Below are 16523 nucleotides of genomic sequence, written 5' to 3'. Positions count from 1 at the left end.
TCGCGCTCTCGGGATGCCGCCGCCGGGCGGCGTGCGATCAGGTGTTCTGGGGGAAGCCGAGGTTGATGCCGCCGTGCGTGGCGGGGTCGAGCCAGCGGCTGGTGATGGCCTTCTCGCGGGTGAAGAAGTCGAACCCGTGGACACCGTACGCTTTCGCGTCGCCGAACAGCGACTTCTTCCACCCACCGAAGGAGTGGTACGCGACAGGGACGGGGATCGGCACGTTGATCCCGATCATCCCGACCTGCACCTCGGACTGGAACCGGCGTGCGGCGCCGCCATCATTGGTGAAGATCGCGGTCCCGTTGCCGAACTCGCCCGAGTTGATCAACGCGAGACCCTCGTCATAACTCTGCACGCGCACGACGGACAGGACCGGTCCGAAGATCTCCTCCGTGTACGCGCGCGACGTCGTCGGGAGGTGGTCGAGGAGGGTCGGTCCGAAGAAGAACCCGTCCTCATGCCCGTCGACGGTGTAGCCGCGGCCGTCGACGACGACCGTCGCCCCGTCGGCCTCGGCGATGTCGACGTAGGAGGACACCTTGTCACGGTGCACGTCGGTGATCAGCGGTCCCATGTCGGGCTCCACCCCATCCATACCGGCACCGTTACCGATCCGCAGCTTCGCGATCCGGTCGGTGACCTTCGCGATCAGCTCGTCCGCGACCGGCTCCACCGCCAGGACGACACTGATGGCCATGCACCGCTCCCCCGCCGCGCCGAACCCGGCGTTGACGGCCTGATCGGCGACGAGGTCCAGGTCCGCGTCGGGGAGGACGAGCATGTGGTTCTTCGCCCCACCCAGCGCCTGCACCCGCTTTCCGTTACGCGACGCGGTCTCATAGATGTACTGCGCGATCGGAGTCGACCCGACGAACGAGATCGACTGCACCACCGGGCTGTGCAGCAACCCGTCGACGGCCAGCTTGTCACCCTGCAACACCGTGAACACACCGGCCGGGAGACCCGCCTCCGCCCACAGCTCGGCGAGCCAGAGCGCAGCGGAGGGGTCCTTCTCGCTGGGCTTCAGCACGACCGCGTTGCCGGCTGCGATCGCGATGGGCGCGAACCAGAGCGGCACCATCACGGGGAAGTTGAACGGCGAGATCACGCCCACCACACCCAGGGGCTGCTTGATCGAGTACACGTCGATCCCCGTCGACGCGTTCTCCGAATACGCCCCCTTGATCAGGTGCGGGAACCCCGTCGCGAGCTCCACGACCTCCTGCCCCCGCAGGATCTCCCCCATCGCATCCGAGACGACCTTGCCGTGCTCACTCGTGATCAGCTCCGCCAACTCCGCCTTGCGGGAGTTCAACAGCTCACGGAACGCGAACAACACACCCTGCCGCTTCGCGATCGAGAACCCCGACCACACCCGGAAACCCTCCTCAGCCGCAGCGATCGCCTCATCGATCTCAGCCTGATCCGCCAACGCGACCTCCGCCTGCACCCCACCCGTCGCCGGATTGTAGACGGGAGCGGTTCGCCCGCTCTCCGAAGCACGATGCGCACCACCGATCCAGTGGCCGATGACGCGGGTCTGGGTGGAGGGAGTGCTCATGAGGGGTCCTTCGTGAGGAGGGAGGTGTGGACGAGACCGGCGGCGATGTCGACCGCCGCAGCGGTGTCGCCGTCCGGCGGGTAGAGGAGGGTGCGACCGACGGTGAGGCCGCGGACGCCGGGAAGGGCGAGCGCATCCTGCCAGGAGGCGAAGGTCTCATCCGGGTCGTCGCCGGAGTCGCCGCCGAGCAGGAGCGTCGGGAGCGTCGTGGCCGCCATGACGCGTTCCATCTCGGGGACGACGGGCAGCTTCATCCACGTGTACGCGCTCGACCCGCCGAGACCCGACGCGATCGCCACCGAGAGGATGACCGCATCCGTCGAGAGGTCGTTCACGATGCGGCCGTCGCTCCAGGTGCTCATGAACGGCTCGAGCATGATCGGGATGCCGGCGCCGGCCGCCGCGGTGACGGCCCGCGCCGTCGCCTCGAGGGTGGATGCGGTCGCCGGGTCGCCGAGGTTGATGCGGACGAGTGCCTTTGCGAAGTCGAGATTGGCCGCGACCATCGAGGGGACGTCGTACGCGCCGAAGCGGTCGTCCATCTCGAAGTCTGCGCCGCGGAGTCCGCCGCGGTTCATCGACCCGACGACGATCTTGTCGTCGAGGAGCCCCAGGGCGGCGAGGTCGTCGATGATGTCGGGCGTGCCGAGGACGCCGTCGACGCCCGGTCGGCTGAGCGCGATGGCGAGACGCTCGAGCAGTTCGTGGCGGTCGGCCATGGCCGTGGCATCCGCTCCGACGGCGAGGGCACCGCGGGCGGGGTGATCGGCGGCGACGATGAACAGGCGGCCGTCGCCGGCGTCGAGGTGACGACGGGTGCGGCTCGCGACGGCGTGGCCGATCGCCTCGGGGTCGAACGCGCGCAGCTCTCTCAACCGCGCGAACGCCGCCTCTGTGATGACCCGATCGTTCATGCCGCGCCCCCCGCGCTCAGGATCGCCTCGACCTCGCGGGCCGTCGGCATCGCCGTCGAACATTCCAGGCGCGACGCCACGATGGCGCCGGCCGCATTCGCGAAGCGCAGGATCCGCCCCAGATCCCAGCCGCTCAACAGGCCGTGGCAGAGGGCGCCGCCGAACGCGTCACCCGCGCCGAGCCCGTTGACCACGTCCACGGGGTGGGGCGGCGCGATGACCGTCTCGTCACGGGTCTTCGCGAGGACGCCGTCCGGCCCCTGCTTCACGATGGCCAGCTCGATGCCGCGCTCGAGCAGGGCATCGGCGGCCCGCATCGGATCGGTCTCACCGACGGCGACCTCGCACTCCTCGCGGTTGCCGACCGCGATGGTGACGTGTTCGAGGGCGGCGGCGACCTGCGCGCTCGCCTCGCCGGGTTCGGGCCAGAACATGGGCCGGTAGTCGAGGTCGAGGATCGTGTGGCGCGCGCGGCCACGCCGGCGCAGCGCGTCGAGCTGCGTGGACCGACTGGGCTCCTGGCTGAGCCCCGTCACGGTGGACCAGAAGATGGATGCCTCCGCCAGCGCCTCATCCGGAAGTTGATCCGGCGTCACCTCGAGGTCGGGGGCCTTCGGCTCGCGGTAGAAGTACAGCGGGAAGTCGTCGGGCGGGAAGATCTCGCAGAGGGTGATCGGCGTCTTGTACGTCCCGTCGACCGTGACGAGGGCCGGGTCGACATCGAGCCGCTCGAGTTCCGCGCGCAGGTAACGACCGAACGGGTCGTCACCGACGCGGGAGACGAGGGCGACATCGTGCCCGTAGCGCGCCGCGGCGACGGCGACGTTGGCCGCGCTTCCGCCGAGGAACTTGCCGAACGTCGACACCTCTTCGAGCCCGACACCCGTCTGGAGCGGGTAGATGTCGACGCCGAGTCGTCCGATCGAGAGGACGTCGGGGGCAGCGGCGCGAAGAGTCATTCGGCGCCGTCGTCTCGGGTCGCAAACATGTCCTAACAATATCACATAGAGAAATCCGGAAACAGGCTCGTCAAGCCGTTAGCCTGACAGGTGATGTTGTCGGTACAAATGCCGGCGACACCCGTCATCCATCAGAAGGAGCGTGAGGGCTGTGGTCGATGCCGACACCTACTGGCCCGCCGAACTCTTCGCCGATCTCGATCGCACCGGCCCCGTCCCGCTCTACTTCCAGGTCTCCAGCCGGCTCGAGGCCGCGATCCAGTCCGGCGCCATCCCGCCGGGCGGTCGCCTCGAGAACGAGATCGCTATCGGCCAGCGCCTCGGGCTCTCCCGCCCCACGATCCGCCGAGCGATCCAGGAGCTCGTGGACAAAGGGCTGCTCGTACGACGCCGCGGCATCGGTACGCAGGTCGTGCAGGGCCAGGTGACCCGGGCGGTGGAACTGACGAGCCTGTACGAGGACCTGAAGAACACCTCGCACGTCCCCGCGACCCGTGTCCTCGGCCACGAGGTCGTCCCCGCCTCCGAGATCGTGGCGAAGAGCCTCGGACTCACCCCCGGGGACGACGTCGTCTTCGTCCGCCGCCAGCGCAGCACCGACGGCGTGCCCGTCGCCGTGCTGGAGAACTACCTGCCGCCCGAGTTTGCCGACATCACCCGCGATCAGCTCGAAGAGCACGGGCTGTACGAGATCCTGCGCGCCCGCGGGGTCACGATCCGCGTCGCGAAGCAGAAGATCGGTGCGCGCAGCGCCCGCGGCGACGAGGGCGAACTGCTCGACATCGACTCCGACGGCCCGGTCCTCACCATGGAACGGGTGGCTTTCGACGACTCCGGGCGCGCCTTCGAGTACGGCCACCACTGCTACCGCCCCGACCTCTACAGCTTCGAGACGACCCTCGTCGCCAAATAGGAGGCTGCACGCACGCGAGGTCCCGATCGGGCCGGGAAACATCGCATCGTTTCCGGCCCGATCGGGACCTCGGTCGTTCACATCAGCGCTTGCCGGCGATCCGGCGCGACACGATGTCGCGCATGATCTCGTTCGTGCCGCCGTAGATGCGGTGCACGCGGGCGTCGAGGAAGGCGCGCGCGATCGGGTACTCCATGATGTAGCCGTAGCCTCCGTGCAGCTGCACGCACGCGTCGAGCACCTCCCACTCGCGCTCGGTGGCCCAGAACTTCACCTGTGCGGCATCCTCGGCGGACAGCTTGTTCACGCCGTAGAGCGCGATCGCACGGTCGACGTACGCCCACAGGGCATCGACGGTCGTCACGAGGTCGGCCATCGTGAAACGCGTGTTCTGGAAGTCGATGATCCGCTGACCGAACGCCTCGCGGTCCTTCGTGTAGGCGATCGTCCACTCGACGCCCGCCTGCGCCGCGGCGGCGCCGGCGACACCGATCGACAGGCGCTCGAGCGGCAGGTTCATCATCAACTGGACGAAGCCCTTGCCCTCCTCGCCACCGATGAGGTTCTCCTCGGGCACGAAGACGTCGGTGAAGCTCAGCTCGGCGGTGTCGTGCCCGTGGAAGCCCATCTTGTGCAGCTTCTTGCCGTGGTCGAACCCGGCCATGTCGGCCTCGAGCAGCAGCAGCGAGAAGGCGTCGGGGCGATTGCCCTCGCCCGTCTTCACGAACACGACGAAGATGTCGGCCGTCGCCCCCGACGAGATGAAGGTCTTCGCGCCGTTGACGATGTAGCCGCCGTCGGTCTTCTTCGCCGTCGTCGAGATGCCGCGCAGGTCCGAACCCGCGCCGGGCTCGGTCATGGCGAGGGCGCCGATGATCTCACCGGTGGCCATCCGCGGCAGCCACTTCTGCTTCTGCCCCTGGGTGCCCATGTGCACGAGGTACGGCACCGCGAGGTCGTCCTGGATGCCGAAGGCGCCGGCGAGTGAGCCGGCACCGGCGCGGATGACCTCCTCGTTCACGACGGTGCGGAAGCGGTAGTCCTGCAGCATCCCCGCGCCGCCGAACTCCTCGGGGACGCTCAACCCGATGACACCCGCGTCACCGGCGGCGCGCATCGTGGCGCGGTCGATCTCGCCGGCGGCATCCCACTGTTCGCGCTTCTCGTTCGTGACGTAGCGCTTGATGAACTCCTTGACGACGTCGCGGAACGCCTCGTGGTCCTCGTCGTAGATGTTCCGCTCCATGTGCGGACCCCCTTCGTATCGGCGCGACGCTGCGCTCGTGGGCGGCGTCGCCACGCTCCACTGTACGCGCGACGTGGGATCGGATGCCAGGCTGAGCGCGACTGAGTTCCGCCTCGGCATCCGACTTTTCCGGTCTCGAGAAGTCGGGCGGCACCGCGGCGAGAAGATGTGGCTTCCGGTGGAGCGCGAGCCTCACCCGTAGTCGGGGGCGGCCTCGAGCCCGAAGAACTCCTCGAGGGTGTGGAAGCCGCCGTCGTGATACGCGGCGGCGAGCTCCCGCCCGATGAACCGCAGGTGCCACGGCTCGGCGGAGTAGCCTGTGATGGCCGTCTGACCTTCCTCGTACCGGACGATGAAGCCGTACCGCCAGGCGTTCGCGGCGATCCAATCGGACTGCGCGGTGCCCCCGAAACCGTCGTGGTCCCCGCATCCCGAGGCGCACGCCACGACGTCGACGGCGAGCCCGGTCTGGTGCTCGCTGTGGCCGGGCCGGGCACTGCGCAAGTCGGCGGCCGCCTTACCGCGCATGGCGACGTAGCGGTTGTAAGTGTCGACCTGGAAGTCGTAGGGACGGAACCCGCTGCTCACGCCGATCCGGCCTACGGCGTCCCTCACGTCGGCGGAGAGTTCGTCGAGCGCGACTGCCGTCTGGTCGAGCAGCCATCCCCCCGCGATGATCCTGGTGTCCTGCGGGCGCGCCTGCGGTGTGGGCCAATGGTCGACCGGGTTCAGCGGATGCCGCTTGTTCGCGACCACCCAGATGCGCCCCGCCTCGTGGAGGTCGACGCACGGGGCCTCGCCTGCGGCGACCGCCCCACGGAACGGCTCGGCTCCGCCGAACGCGGCGATCACCTCGCGGTCGGAACCGTTCTCGAGTGCGGCGGCGACGGCATCCGTCTCGCACAGCGGTGTCGCCACCTCGGTTTCTTGCGGCGTGGGCGTCGGCGTCGGCGTCTCCTGCGGTGCGGGCGACGACCGGACGGGAGCGGATGCCGGCTCGGCGACCGCGTCGTCGGGCGCGAAAGCGCGGGGGAGGATGACGACCACGGCGATGATCAGCGCCGTGGCGAGGCTCAGCAGTACCAGCGCGCGGCGCTGTCGTCGGCGACGGAGCACCCGCCGCCGGGCGGCGCTCCTCGACTCTGACACGGCTCCATTGTTTCAGGCGCGCGGCGATGTCCTCGATGTTCTACACAGCCTGGCGCGCCATTGACGCACAATCGAATCTGTGTTCGACTGACTGTATGCGATGGCAAGGGCAGGACATCTCGGCGGTCGACGAGGCGGCCCTGCCCGGACTGGAGTCGATGGGCGGTCTCGTCCGCTCGGTGACGACGCCGGAGTTCGCCGGGATGACCTTCCACGAGGTGGTCGCGAAGTCCGCCCTCAACCATGTGCCGAGCGGGTCGGCGATGCCGTTCTCGTGGACGGTGAACCCGTATCGGGGCTGCTCGCATCAATGCGTCTATTGCTTCGCTCGCAACACGCACACCTACCTCGACCTCGACGCGGGTGCAGATTTCGATTCGCAGATCGTCGTCAAGGTGAACGTGGCCGAGGTGCTCGCGCGCGAGCTCGCTAAGCCGTCGTGGCGGCACGAGCCCGTCGCCCTGGGCACGAACACCGATCCGTATCAGCGCGCCGAGGGGCGATACAGGCTCATGCCGGGCATCATCGATGCGCTCGCCTCGAGCGGCACTCCGTTCTCGATCCTTACGAAGGGCACCCTGCTGCGCCGCGACCTGCCGCAGCTGACGGATGCCGCGATCCGCGTCCCGATCCACATCGCCATGTCGATCGCGATCCCCCACGAACCGTTGCGACAACTGCTCGAGCCCGGGGCGCCGAGCTTCCAGGCGAGGCTCGACACGGTGAAGGCCGCGACGGATGCCGGCTTCTCGGTGACGGTGTTCCTCATGCCGATCGTCCCGCACCTGACCGACGGGGTCGACGTGCTCGACGACGCGATCGCACGGATCGCCGCATCCGGCGCGCGGCGGGTCGTCTTCGGAGCCCTGCACCTGCGCCCCGGTGCGAAGGAGTGGTTCTGGCAGTGGCTGGAGCGCGAGTGCCCCGACCTCGTGCCGGCCTACCGCGGTCTGTACCCGGGCGTCTCGGTCTCGGCACCGAAGGGGTATCGCTCCTGGCTGTCCGCGCGGGTGCGCCCGCTGCTGCAGAAGCACGGACTGCACGGTCGGCTCGAGGAGGAGGACGTCCCGCCGCGCGGCGGACCCGGCCCGGTGCGGACCACGGGACCCGTCATGAAGACCGCGACGCGCGAGCAGGCCGCCGCGATGCTGTTCTGACTCAGTCGTCCGGGATGAGGCGCTTGCCGAGCACCGAGGTCGCATCGCGGGCGTAACCGATGCCGTCGTAGAACTCGGCGACCGCGTCGTTGCCCTCGCGCACCATCAGCATGACCTTTGGGCACCCGAGCCCTTCGAGCCGTCGCTCCGCTTCGGCCACCAGCATCCGCCCGATCCCCTCGCCCCGACGGTCGGGCGCCGACGCCAGGTAGTACAGCCAGCCGCGGTGACCGTCGTAGCCGGCCATCACCGAGCCGACGACGCGGTCGCCGTCGACGGCGACCAGAAGCAGGTCGGGCCAGACCAGCCGCGCACGCGCGATGTCGCGGTGCGGATCGTTCCACGGACGGGTCAGGCCGGCCTCGTGCCAGAGCGCGACGACCGGCTCGACGTCGGGATCACCGAGGGGGCGGATGACGACCGGCATCCGCCCACCCTAGTGAACCGCTCAGGCGTCGACGTTCGCGGCCTGGCGGCCGCTGATCTCCTCGAGCACCTCGTCGCCGACGCGCGCCTCGTCGAACGGCGCGTCGATCTCGGCGCGATCGAGCATCTCGGTCATCCGCCGGCGACGCTGACGCGTGATCAGCGTGACGACGGTGCCCGGACGGCCGGCACGACCCGTGCGGCCCGAGCGGTGCGTGTACGTCTTGTACTCGTCGGGAGCGTCGGCCTGGACGACGAGGTCGATGTCGTCGACGTGGATGCCGCGGGCCGCCACGTCGGTCGCGACGAGCACGTTGACCTTGCCGTCGGTGAGGCGCTGCAGGTTGCGGGTGCGCTTGGCCTGGTTCAGATCGCCGTGGAGGGCGACGGCGGCGATCCCGGCATCCTCGAACTGCTCGACGAGCATCTCGGAGTAAGCGCGGGTGCGCGTGAAGACGAGCGTCTTGCCGTCACGGTCGACGAGTGAGGTGAGGATCTCGGCCTTGTCGCGGTGATCGATCACGAGCACGCGGTGGTCGATGGTGCTGGTCTCCTGCGTCTCGCCGGCGACCTCGTAGACCGCCGGGTTCACGAGGAACTCGTCGACGAGCGCGGCGACCTCGCGGTCGAGGGTGGCGGAGAAGAGCAGCTTCTGCGCGTCGTCCTGTACGAGGCGGAGGATCCGCTGCATCGGCTCGAGGAAGCCCAGCTCGCTCATGTGGTCGGCCTCGTCGAGGACGACGATCCCGACCTCGGACAGGTCGAGCTTGCCCTGCTTCTCGAGGTCCTCGATGCGGCCGGGCGTGCCGATGACGATGTCGACGCCCTTCTTGAGAGCACCCACCTGACGGCCCTGGGGCACACCGCCGTAGATCTGCGTCGTGAACAGGCCCACGCTCTGCGCGAGCTCCTGCACGGTGCGGTCGATCTGCAGCGCCAGCTCGCGCGTCGGGGCGAGGATCAGCGCCTGCGGCGAACGGCCCCACGCCCGACGCTTGCCGGCCTGACCGCGCAGCACGCGCTCGACGAGCGGAGCGCCGAAGGCGATCGTCTTGCCCGAGCCGGTGCGGCCGCGAGCGAGGACGTCGCGACCTACGAGGATCGGGCCGACCGTGGCGGCCTGGATCGGGAACGGGCTCGACGCACCGAGGGTCGCCAGGGTGCGGACGATGTTCTGGCCGAGACCGAGGTCGGCGAACGAGAGCTGCTCGACGGATGCGGCATCCACCGCTTCGGCCTGGAGCCGCTCGTGCACGACGTCGACGTGGTCCTGGTGGGCCTTCGACTTCTCGGCTGCCTGCCAATCCGACCGGTTGGCGCGCTCGTCGCGGCGGGGGCGGTCGTCGCGGCGCGGGCGGTCGTCGAATGACCGCGCGGGGCGGTCGGCGCGGTCGAAGCGCGGACGCTCGGCCCGGTCGTCGCGGCGCGGACGGTCGAAACGGGGACGCTCGGCCCGGTCGTCGCGGCGCGGACGGTCGTCGAACGACCGCGCGGGGCGGTCGGCGCGGTCGAAGCGCGGACGCTCGGGGCGGCCCGTACCGCGGAAGTCCCGTCCGTCACGGCCGTTGCCGGCGTCCCGAGGGGCGCGGCGATCGACATCTCCGCGGTTGTTGCCGCGCTCACGGTCGAAGCGGGGACGGTCGTCGAACGACCGCGCCGGACGCTCGGCCCGGCCGTAACCGCGGACATCCTGCCCATCCCGACGCGAATCGGCGCCACGGGGACCGCGGCGGTCGAACTCTCCGCTGTTGTTGCCGCGCTCGCGGTCGAACCGGGGCCGCTCGGCGCGGTCGAACCGCGGCCGCTCGGCCTCGGCGTCGCGGCGGGGGCGGTCGCCCACCGGCCGGTCGCCGCGGGCGTGCGAGCGGATGCCGCGGGCCTCGGCCCGGCCGGCGCGATCCTGCTCGGTCCAGCGTGCCTTCTGGGGTGCCGACTCCTCCGTCGCGCGGAATCCGCGATGCTTGGGGCTCTTGCTGCCGGCGGTGCCGGCGGATGCCTGTCCGGGACGGCGCTTCGCGTCCTGGTACGAGGTCTTCTTGCCGTAGCGGGGCTCGAAGTTCTGCGCGCGGCCGCCGGCCGGCTTCTTGTTCTTGGGCATGTGTGCGTGTGCTTTCTGGGTTCTCGCACGAAACAGCGCCGTGCGCGCACGCACGGTGATACCCGGACTTCCGTCGGCCGGGGGCCATTCCAGTTACTGGTTCCGACACCACGGATCGGGTGTCGGGATCGGCCCCGAGGACTACACAAGATGCCCGCGCACAGCGCGGTGTCCTCCGCCGACTCCCCCACGATACCGGGCGCACCTGGGAACCCGCCGCGCCGATACGCTGACCGCATGGCCGCCGACCCCACCGGAACCCGCTTCACGCTCCGCGCCGCCGACGTGTCGGCCGAGATCACCGAGGTCGGGGCCGCGCTCCGGGCACTGCGCGTCGGCGGGGTCGATCTCGTCCCGGACTATCCCGACGACGTGCCGACGCCCGCGGCATCCGGCATCGTCCTGGTCCCCTGGCCGAACCGCATCCGCGACGGTCGCTGGGAGGACGACGGCGAGCTGCGCCAGCTCGCGATCACCGAGCCGAAGCTCGGCAACGCGTCGCACGGGCGCCTGCGATTCACCGCGTACCGCGTCGAGGAGCAGACGGATGCCGCGCTGACGCTGCGGGCCGATGTCATACCGCAGACGGGGTACCCGTACCACCTCGACACCCGCGTGACGTATCGGCTGAGCGAGCGCGGGGTCCACGTGACGCACGCGGTGACGAACGTCGGCGCCGGCGACGCCCCGGTCGCCCTCGGAACGCACCCGTACTTCCGCATCTCCGACGTCGACACCGCCGACCTGTCGCTGCAGCTCGAGGCGCGCACCTGGTTCCGCCTCGACGAGCAGAGCATCCCGGTCACCGAGGAGCCGCTCGACGCCGAGCACGATCTGCGCGAACCTCGCCGCGTCGGCGACCTGTCCCTCGACGTCGCCTTCGCGGGCCTCCCCCGCCGCAACGGGCGTATCGAGGCGCACCTCATCACGCCGGACGGCCGTCGCCTGACCGTCTGGGCCGGCGACGGTTTCGAGTACGTCCAGGTCTTCACGACCGACCGCTTCCCCGGTCACGACCTCGCCGTCGCGATCGAGCCGATGACCGCTCCGGCCGACGCCTTCAACTCCGGCCGCAGCCTGCGGCGTCTCGCCCCCGGCGAAACCTGGTCTCTCGAGTGGGGCGCCGACCTCGTCGGCTGAGCCTCAGTCCTCGCGCCGAGCCCCCTCGTCGGATGCTGCGGTGGGCTCGACGGCCGGGATCTCGATGTCCGGAGCCTCCTCGATGACGAGCACCGTGTCGACGGCCGCCGCGCCGGTTACCGCACCGGCCGCAGCATCCCGGCGAGCGCGACGTGTGAGGGGCGCTTCGCTCGCCACTGCGGCGGGGGCCACCTCGCCGCGCTTCGCGGCGCGGCGCTCCGTGAAGCCCTCGACGAGGTTGTAGAGCGCCGGCAGCACGAGCAGCGTCAAGACGGTCGACGACACGAGTCCGCCGATCACGACGATCGCGAGCGGCTGCGAGATGAACCCACCGTGCCCCGTGATGCCGAGGGCCATCGGGGTCAGCGCGAAGATCGTCGCGAGGGCCGTCATGAGGATCGGCCGCAGTCGTCGCGCACCGCCGGCGAGCACCGCCTCGGGCGTCGACAGGCCCTTCTCGCGGTACTGATTGACGAGGTCGATGAGGACGATCGCGTTGGTCACGACGATGCCGACGAGCATCAGCACACCGATGAGCGAGGCGACCCCGAGGGGAACGCCCGACACGATCTGCAGCAAAACCGCGCCGGTCGCCGCGAACGGCACCGACACCAGCAGCAGCACCGGTTGGCGCAGCGACTTGAAGGTCGCGACCATCACGATGTAGACGATGAGGATGGCCGCGAGGATCGCGAGACCGAGCTGCGCAAAGGCGTCCTGCTGCTGCGTGACGACGCCGCCGATCGCAGCGTCCGCCCCCTGCGGCAGGTCGACGTCGGCGAGCGCGGCGGTGACGGTCGCGTTCGCCGCGTTCAGGTCGTCGGTGGCCGGGGTGACGGTGACGGATGCCGTGCGCTGACCACGCTCGCTGGTGATCGACGACGGACCCTCGGACTGTTCGACCGTCGCGACCTCGTCGAGCCGCACGAGCCCCGACGCGCTCGCGATCTCGAGCCCGCGCAGCTCGTCGATGGTCTGCGGGATGTCGGTCGCCTTCAGATAGACCGTGAGCGAGGCGTCGTCGATCTCGACGGCGCCGATCTGGCGCGGCTGCATCGTGTTCGACACCAGCCCGCCGACCGCGACCTCCGAGAGGCCGAGTTCGGCCGCCCTGTCGCGGTCGACCGCGACCGAGACGAAGGGAAGGGATGCCGAGAGGTTGGAGTCGACCTGCTCGATGCCGTTCGCGTCCTTCAGCGCCGCGACGACCGCATCCGTCGCGTCACGGAGCACACCGGCATCCGGCGCCGTCACGTCGACCTCGATGTCACTGGACCCGAAGCCCCCCTGCGCCGCCGAGACGACGACCTCGCCGGCATCCGGGAGATCGGCGACCGCCTGCTGCACGTCGGCGCGGATCCGCTCCTGGTCGGCGTCGGGGTCGGTCGTGATCGAGTAGGTGATGCCCGCGCCGCCGCCTGAGAAGGCGTCGCGGAGCGCGGAACCGGTCGAGCCGATCGAGGTCTGCACGGTGTCGATGCCGTCGACGCCCAGCAGGACCTCCTCGACGCGCTTCGCGGCGGCATCCTGCGTCTCGAGACTCGCGGTGTCGCCGACGTTCTGCGTCACCGTGAAGGTGTTCTGCCCGGAGTCGCCGAGGAAGTTGACCTTCATGAGCGGCGCGGCCAAGACGGTGCCGCCCAGGACGAGCACCGCGAGCAGCAGGGTCACCACCGAGTGGCGCAGCGTCCAGCGCAGCACCGGCAGGTAGGACTTCTGCAGGCGGCTCGGCGGGGCGGCGGAGTCTTCGGGGTCGATCGTCCGACCCGCGGCATCCGTCAGCGGCTTACCCGGTCGCAGGAACCAGTAGGCGAGCACGGGCACGATCGTCAGCGCGACGAAGAGCGACGCGAGCATCGCGATCGTCATCGTCAGCGCGAACGGCCGGAACAGTTCGCCGGTGAGGTCGCCCACGAACGCGATCGGCAGGAAGACGGCGACGGTGGTGAGGGTGGACGCCGTGATGGCCGCCGCGACCTCGCGGACTGCGAGCAGGATCGACTGCAGCTTGTCGGCGGTGCCGACGTAGTGCCGCTTGATGTTCTCGATCACGACGATGGAGTCGTCGACGACACGCCCGATCGCGATCGTGAGCGCCCCGAGCGTGAGGATGTTGAGCGAGTAACCGAAGGCCTGGATGCCGATGAAGGTGATCAGCACGCTCGTCGGGATCGAGATCGCGGTGACGAGCGTCGAGCGCACCGACAGCAGGAAGATCAGGATGACGACGACGGCGAAGGCGAGCCCCAGCAGACCCTCCTGCGCGAGCGCCTCGATCGACTGCTCGATGTAAGGGGCCTGGTCGAAGACGACCGTGATGGTGGCGCCGCTGCCGATGTCGTCCTGCAGGGTGTCGATCGCGTCGCGGACGAGATGCGACACGTCGACGGTGTTGGCCGCGGGGAGCTTGGTGATCGACACCGTGAGGGCGGGCTCACCGTCGACGCGCGAGATCGAGGTCACCGGGTCGGTGTCGAGGACGACGTCCGCGACCTCACCGACAGTGGCCGCCCCCGCGGCGAACTGGTCGGCGTCCGTGGGGACGAGCGGGAGCGCGGCGATCTCATCGACCGAGTCGAGCTTCGTCCCGGTCTGGACGGTGAGGGTCTGGTCGCCCTCGTCGACCGTGCCGCCGGGGAACAGCACGCCGTTCTGGTCGAGGGCGTCGGTGATGGCGGCCTGAGTGAAGCCGGCGGCGGCGAGCGCGGCCTGATCGGGGGTGATCGTCACGCGCGAGGTCTGACCGCCGACGATCTGGGCGGCGGCGACCCCGTCGAGGTCCTCGATGTCGGGGACGACGGCGTTCTCGAGACGCGTCTGCACCTCGGTCGCGTCGTCGTACCCCGTGACGGCGAGCGAGATGACGGGCAGGTCATCGGTCGAGAAGGCCAGCACGCTCGTGTCGAGACCGTCCGGCAACGTGTCGTCGATGCGATTGATCGCCTGCAGGATCTTCTGCTCGGCCGTCGCCAGGTTGGTGCCGTAGGCGAAGGATGCCCGGATGATCGAGGCGTTCGTCGTGCTCGTCGACGAGGTGGACTCGAGGTCGGGCACGGCCTGGATCGCCTGCTCGATCGGCGTGGACACGTCGTTGTTCACGACGTCGGGGGACGCACCCGGATAGGTCGTGAGGATCGACAGCTGCGGCAGCTGGATCGGCGGGATCAGCTCCTGCTTGAGGCTCGTGAGGGCGAGGCCGCCGAAGATCGCTGCGACGATCGTGATGAGGGCGATGAGCGCACGGTTCTTGAGGCTCAGGACAGCGAGGTTCGACAACGAAGGCCCATTTCCACGGTGCAGGTGAGGGGTGCGGGGATGGGCGCAAGTATCCCACGGCGCCCCGCACCCCCGGCTGGGAGCGTCAGGCGAGGATGAGCGTGCGGATCGCGGTCTCGGGCGAGACGGCGGTGTCGAGCAGGATGCCGCGACGGTAGCGGTCGAACACGCGCGGATCGATGTACGAGCTCCGCGCGACCGAGGGGGTGTTGCCGAGCGCCTCGGCGGTGACCTTGACCGCGAGGACCTCGGCCTTCTTGAGGTCGGACTTCTTGGCGGCGGGGCCGATGCGGGCGAGTGCGTCGGCGGCGGTGATCGTGCCCCGCAGCGTGCGGAAGTCCTTCGCGGTGAAGGTCCCGCCCGTCATCGACCGGACGTAGAGGTTGACGTCTCGGGGCGTCAGGGCCACCCGGCGTCGGCCGCGCAGGTAGGCGAGCAGGGGCGAGCTGGGGCGCCCCGCGACGAGCAGCTCGACCGCTGCGGCGAGGTCGGGGTCGTCGACCTCCATCTCCTGACGCTGGCCGCTCTTGCCGGGAAAGCGCAGGGCGACGACCGTCCCGTCGACGAGGGCGTCCCGCCGCAGGAGCGTGGTGAGGCCGCGGCTGCCGTGCTTGACGAGGTACCGCTCGGCTCCGACGCGCGGCGCGGCGAGATCGAGCAGCCGGAAGGCGGCCGCCAGGACGCGCTCCTGGTCGATGTCCTCCCGGCGGATCGAGGTCGTGACGCGTCCACGGGCCCGCGGCAGGGCCTCGGCGAGCTGCAGGGCGCGGGCGTACTTGCCCTTGTCGCGGCCTGCCGTCCACTGCGGGTGGTAGCGGTATTGCACCCGTCCCGCCTCGTCGATGCCGGTCGCCTGGATGTGGCCGTACGGGTCGGAGCAGATCCACACGTCCTGCCAGGCCGGTGGCAGCACGAGCGCGCGCACCCGGTCGGCTTCCGCCTTCGGCAGCGGGTCGCCGTCGGCATCCACATAGCGGAAGCCCGTCCCGGAGCGCAGCCGCCGATATCCGATGTCGGTGCCCGGGCGCACCCGCTTCAATCTCGGCACGTCAGTGCGACCGGAGCATGTCGATGAGCTCCGCCTTCCGGGCATGCGAGTACCCGCGGATGCCGAGCTCCTTCGCCCGGGCGCGGAGGTCGGGCACCGTCCACTCCTCGTAGTCGCCGGACTCGCCGCCACGGCGTCCGACGGCGCTGCGTCCATCACGGGCGGCCGCGTTCGAGATGCGCGCCGCCTTCTCCTTCGAGGCGCCGTCCTTGCGGAGCTCCTCGTAGAGCTCGGGGTCCTTCAGGCTGTTCGAGCCACGTCCTGCCGGCATGGTGCATCCGCCTCACAGGATCGCGGCGGGCAGGGATCGCCCGCGTCCGGCCACGTTATGTCACCGGGCGCCGCGCCTGTCAAGGCCCTGATCTGGCTGGGAGAACGCTGATAGCAATAAGTACGGCGCACACCCGCGCCACCCCCGCTCCGGCGGACAACGGAGACAACAAGAGGGAGCCTCCAATGAACCTCGCACTCATCATCATCATCGTGATCGCCGTCGTACTGGCGATCGTCGGTGGCATCACGGAAGGTCTCCAGTTCCTGCTCTGGGTGGCCATCATCATCGGTGTCATCGCGCTGATCGCCTTCTTGCTGCGGGTACTCCGCCGCAACACCTGACGTCTGACGCGCACCCCC

14 protein-coding genes are annotated in these 16523 nt (G+C 69.8%); 4 read left to right on the top strand and 10 right to left on the bottom strand.

Going from position 1 to position 16523, the window contains the following annotated elements; all coding sequences use genetic code 11:
• Window positions 1-37 precede the first annotated feature (37 nt).
• Genes ACIGEP_RS11450 through iolC form a run of 3 tightly spaced genes read right to left on the bottom strand, consistent with a single transcriptional unit; the run spans window position 38 to window position 3437 of the window.
• Window positions 38-1564, bottom strand: coding sequence for a CoA-acylating methylmalonate-semialdehyde dehydrogenase (locus ACIGEP_RS11450; RefSeq protein ID WP_396661740.1), 1527 nt, complete (start codon window positions 1562-1564; stop codon window positions 38-40).
• On the bottom strand, window positions 1561-2478 hold the full coding sequence (locus ACIGEP_RS11445; RefSeq protein WP_396661739.1) for a class I fructose-bisphosphate aldolase: 918 nt from the start codon (window positions 2476-2478) through the stop codon (window positions 1561-1563). The genes ACIGEP_RS11450 and ACIGEP_RS11445 overlap by 4 nt, the downstream gene beginning before the upstream one ends.
• Window positions 2475-3437, bottom strand: coding sequence for a 5-dehydro-2-deoxygluconokinase (iolC, locus tag ACIGEP_RS11440; RefSeq protein WP_396661738.1), 963 nt, complete (start codon window positions 3435-3437; stop codon window positions 2475-2477). Before iolC ends, ACIGEP_RS11445 begins: the two co-directional genes overlap by 4 nt.
• A 151-nt stretch (window positions 3438-3588) precedes the next feature.
• Between iolC and ACIGEP_RS11435 the strand changes: the two genes are divergently transcribed.
• Complete coding sequence (locus tag ACIGEP_RS11435; protein WP_396661737.1) at window positions 3589-4350, top strand: GntR family transcriptional regulator; 762 nt, start codon at window positions 3589-3591, stop codon at window positions 4348-4350.
• Window positions 4351-4432: 82 nt separating this feature from the next.
• On the opposite strand, the gene ACIGEP_RS11430 is transcribed toward ACIGEP_RS11435, so the two are convergent.
• Both ACIGEP_RS11430 and ACIGEP_RS11425 read right to left on the bottom strand, forming a co-directional pair.
• Window positions 4433-5596, bottom strand: coding sequence for an acyl-CoA dehydrogenase family protein (locus tag ACIGEP_RS11430; RefSeq protein ID WP_396661736.1), 1164 nt, complete (start codon window positions 5594-5596; stop codon window positions 4433-4435).
• Between the two features lie 192 nt (window positions 5597-5788).
• Entirely contained in the window at window positions 5789-6745 is a 957-nt protein-coding gene (locus tag ACIGEP_RS11425) for a M15 family metallopeptidase (RefSeq protein ID WP_396661735.1), read from the bottom strand.
• 95 nt (window positions 6746-6840) lie between these two features.
• Here ACIGEP_RS11425 and ACIGEP_RS11420 point away from each other — a divergent pair, with 95 nt between their 5' ends.
• Complete coding sequence (locus tag ACIGEP_RS11420; protein WP_396661734.1) at window positions 6841-7902, top strand: Rv2578c family radical SAM protein; 1062 nt, start codon at window positions 6841-6843, stop codon at window positions 7900-7902.
• Window position 7903: 1 nt separating this feature from the next.
• Here the strand turns inward: ACIGEP_RS11420 and ACIGEP_RS11415 are convergent, their stop codons facing one another.
• Both ACIGEP_RS11415 and ACIGEP_RS11410 read right to left on the bottom strand, forming a co-directional pair.
• Window positions 7904-8329 carry a GNAT family acetyltransferase gene (locus ACIGEP_RS11415; protein WP_396661733.1) on the bottom strand — a complete coding sequence of 142 codons (426 nt, stop codon included), beginning with the start codon at window positions 8327-8329 and terminating at the stop codon, window positions 7904-7906.
• Between the two features lie 21 nt (window positions 8330-8350).
• On the bottom strand, window positions 8351-10426 hold the full coding sequence (locus ACIGEP_RS11410) for a DEAD/DEAH box helicase (protein ID WP_396661732.1): 2076 nt from the start codon (window positions 10424-10426) through the stop codon (window positions 8351-8353).
• A 237-nt stretch (window positions 10427-10663) separates the two neighbouring features.
• Between ACIGEP_RS11410 and ACIGEP_RS11405 the strand changes: the two genes are divergently transcribed.
• On the top strand, window positions 10664-11566 hold the full coding sequence (locus ACIGEP_RS11405) for an aldose 1-epimerase family protein (RefSeq protein WP_396661731.1): 903 nt from the start codon (window positions 10664-10666) through the stop codon (window positions 11564-11566).
• Window positions 11567-11569: 3 nt separating this feature from the next.
• Here ACIGEP_RS11405 and ACIGEP_RS11400 read toward each other — a convergent pair whose 3' ends face one another.
• The 3 genes from ACIGEP_RS11400 to ACIGEP_RS11390 form a co-directional block, all read right to left on the bottom strand.
• Entirely contained in the window at window positions 11570-14842 is a 3273-nt protein-coding gene (locus tag ACIGEP_RS11400; RefSeq protein ID WP_396661730.1) for an efflux RND transporter permease subunit, read from the bottom strand.
• Window positions 14843-14927: 85 nt separating this feature from the next.
• Window positions 14928-15872: a DNA topoisomerase IB gene (locus ACIGEP_RS11395; protein WP_396661729.1), complete on the bottom strand. Its 945-nt coding sequence runs from the start codon at window positions 15870-15872 to the stop codon at window positions 14928-14930.
• Between the two features lie 19 nt (window positions 15873-15891).
• On the bottom strand, window positions 15892-16161 hold the full coding sequence (locus ACIGEP_RS11390) for a Rho termination factor N-terminal domain-containing protein (RefSeq protein WP_396661728.1): 270 nt from the start codon (window positions 16159-16161) through the stop codon (window positions 15892-15894).
• A gap of 185 nt (window positions 16162-16346) precedes the next feature.
• On the opposite strand from ACIGEP_RS11390, the gene ACIGEP_RS11385 reads away from it, so the two are divergent.
• Complete coding sequence (locus ACIGEP_RS11385; protein ID WP_396661727.1) at window positions 16347-16505, top strand: hypothetical protein; 159 nt, start codon at window positions 16347-16349, stop codon at window positions 16503-16505.
• The last annotated feature ends 18 nt before the right edge of the window (window positions 16506-16523 follow it).

Origin of the sequence: Microbacterium sp. NPDC077663 (assembly GCF_044542795.1) — a bacterium.
GTDB lineage: Bacteria > Actinomycetota > Actinomycetes > Actinomycetales > Microbacteriaceae > Microbacterium.
The sequence above is the reverse complement of the archived record's forward strand: the minus strand, read 5'-3'. Positions and strand labels throughout refer to the sequence as shown.

Bases quoted from the DNA above. Each gene is read 5' to 3' on its own strand.
- ACIGEP_RS11420 (WP_396661734.1), top strand. From the start codon at position 6,841: ATGCGATGGCAAGGGCAGGACATCTCGGCGGTCGACGAGGCGGCCCTG.
- ACIGEP_RS11445 (WP_396661739.1), bottom strand. From the start codon at position 2,478: ATGAACGATCGGGTCATCACAGAGGCGGCGTTCGCGCGGTTGAGAGAG.
- ACIGEP_RS11405 (WP_396661731.1), top strand. From the start codon at position 10,664: ATGGCCGCCGACCCCACCGGAACCCGCTTCACGCTCCGCGCCGCCGAC.
- ACIGEP_RS11415 (WP_396661733.1), bottom strand. From the start codon at position 8,329: ATGCCGGTCGTCATCCGCCCCCTCGGTGATCCCGACGTCGAGCCGGTC.
- iolC (WP_396661738.1), bottom strand. From the start codon at position 3,437: ATGACTCTTCGCGCCGCTGCCCCCGACGTCCTCTCGATCGGACGACTC.
- ACIGEP_RS11385 (WP_396661727.1), top strand. From the start codon at position 16,347: ATGAACCTCGCACTCATCATCATCATCGTGATCGCCGTCGTACTGGCG.
- ACIGEP_RS11410 (WP_396661732.1), bottom strand. From the start codon at position 10,426: ATGCCCAAGAACAAGAAGCCGGCCGGCGGCCGCGCGCAGAACTTCGAG.
- ACIGEP_RS11430 (WP_396661736.1), bottom strand. From the start codon at position 5,596: ATGGAGCGGAACATCTACGACGAGGACCACGAGGCGTTCCGCGACGTC.
- ACIGEP_RS11450 (WP_396661740.1), bottom strand. From the start codon at position 1,564: ATGAGCACTCCCTCCACCCAGACCCGCGTCATCGGCCACTGGATCGGT.
- ACIGEP_RS11390 (WP_396661728.1), bottom strand. From the start codon at position 16,161: ATGCCGGCAGGACGTGGCTCGAACAGCCTGAAGGACCCCGAGCTCTAC.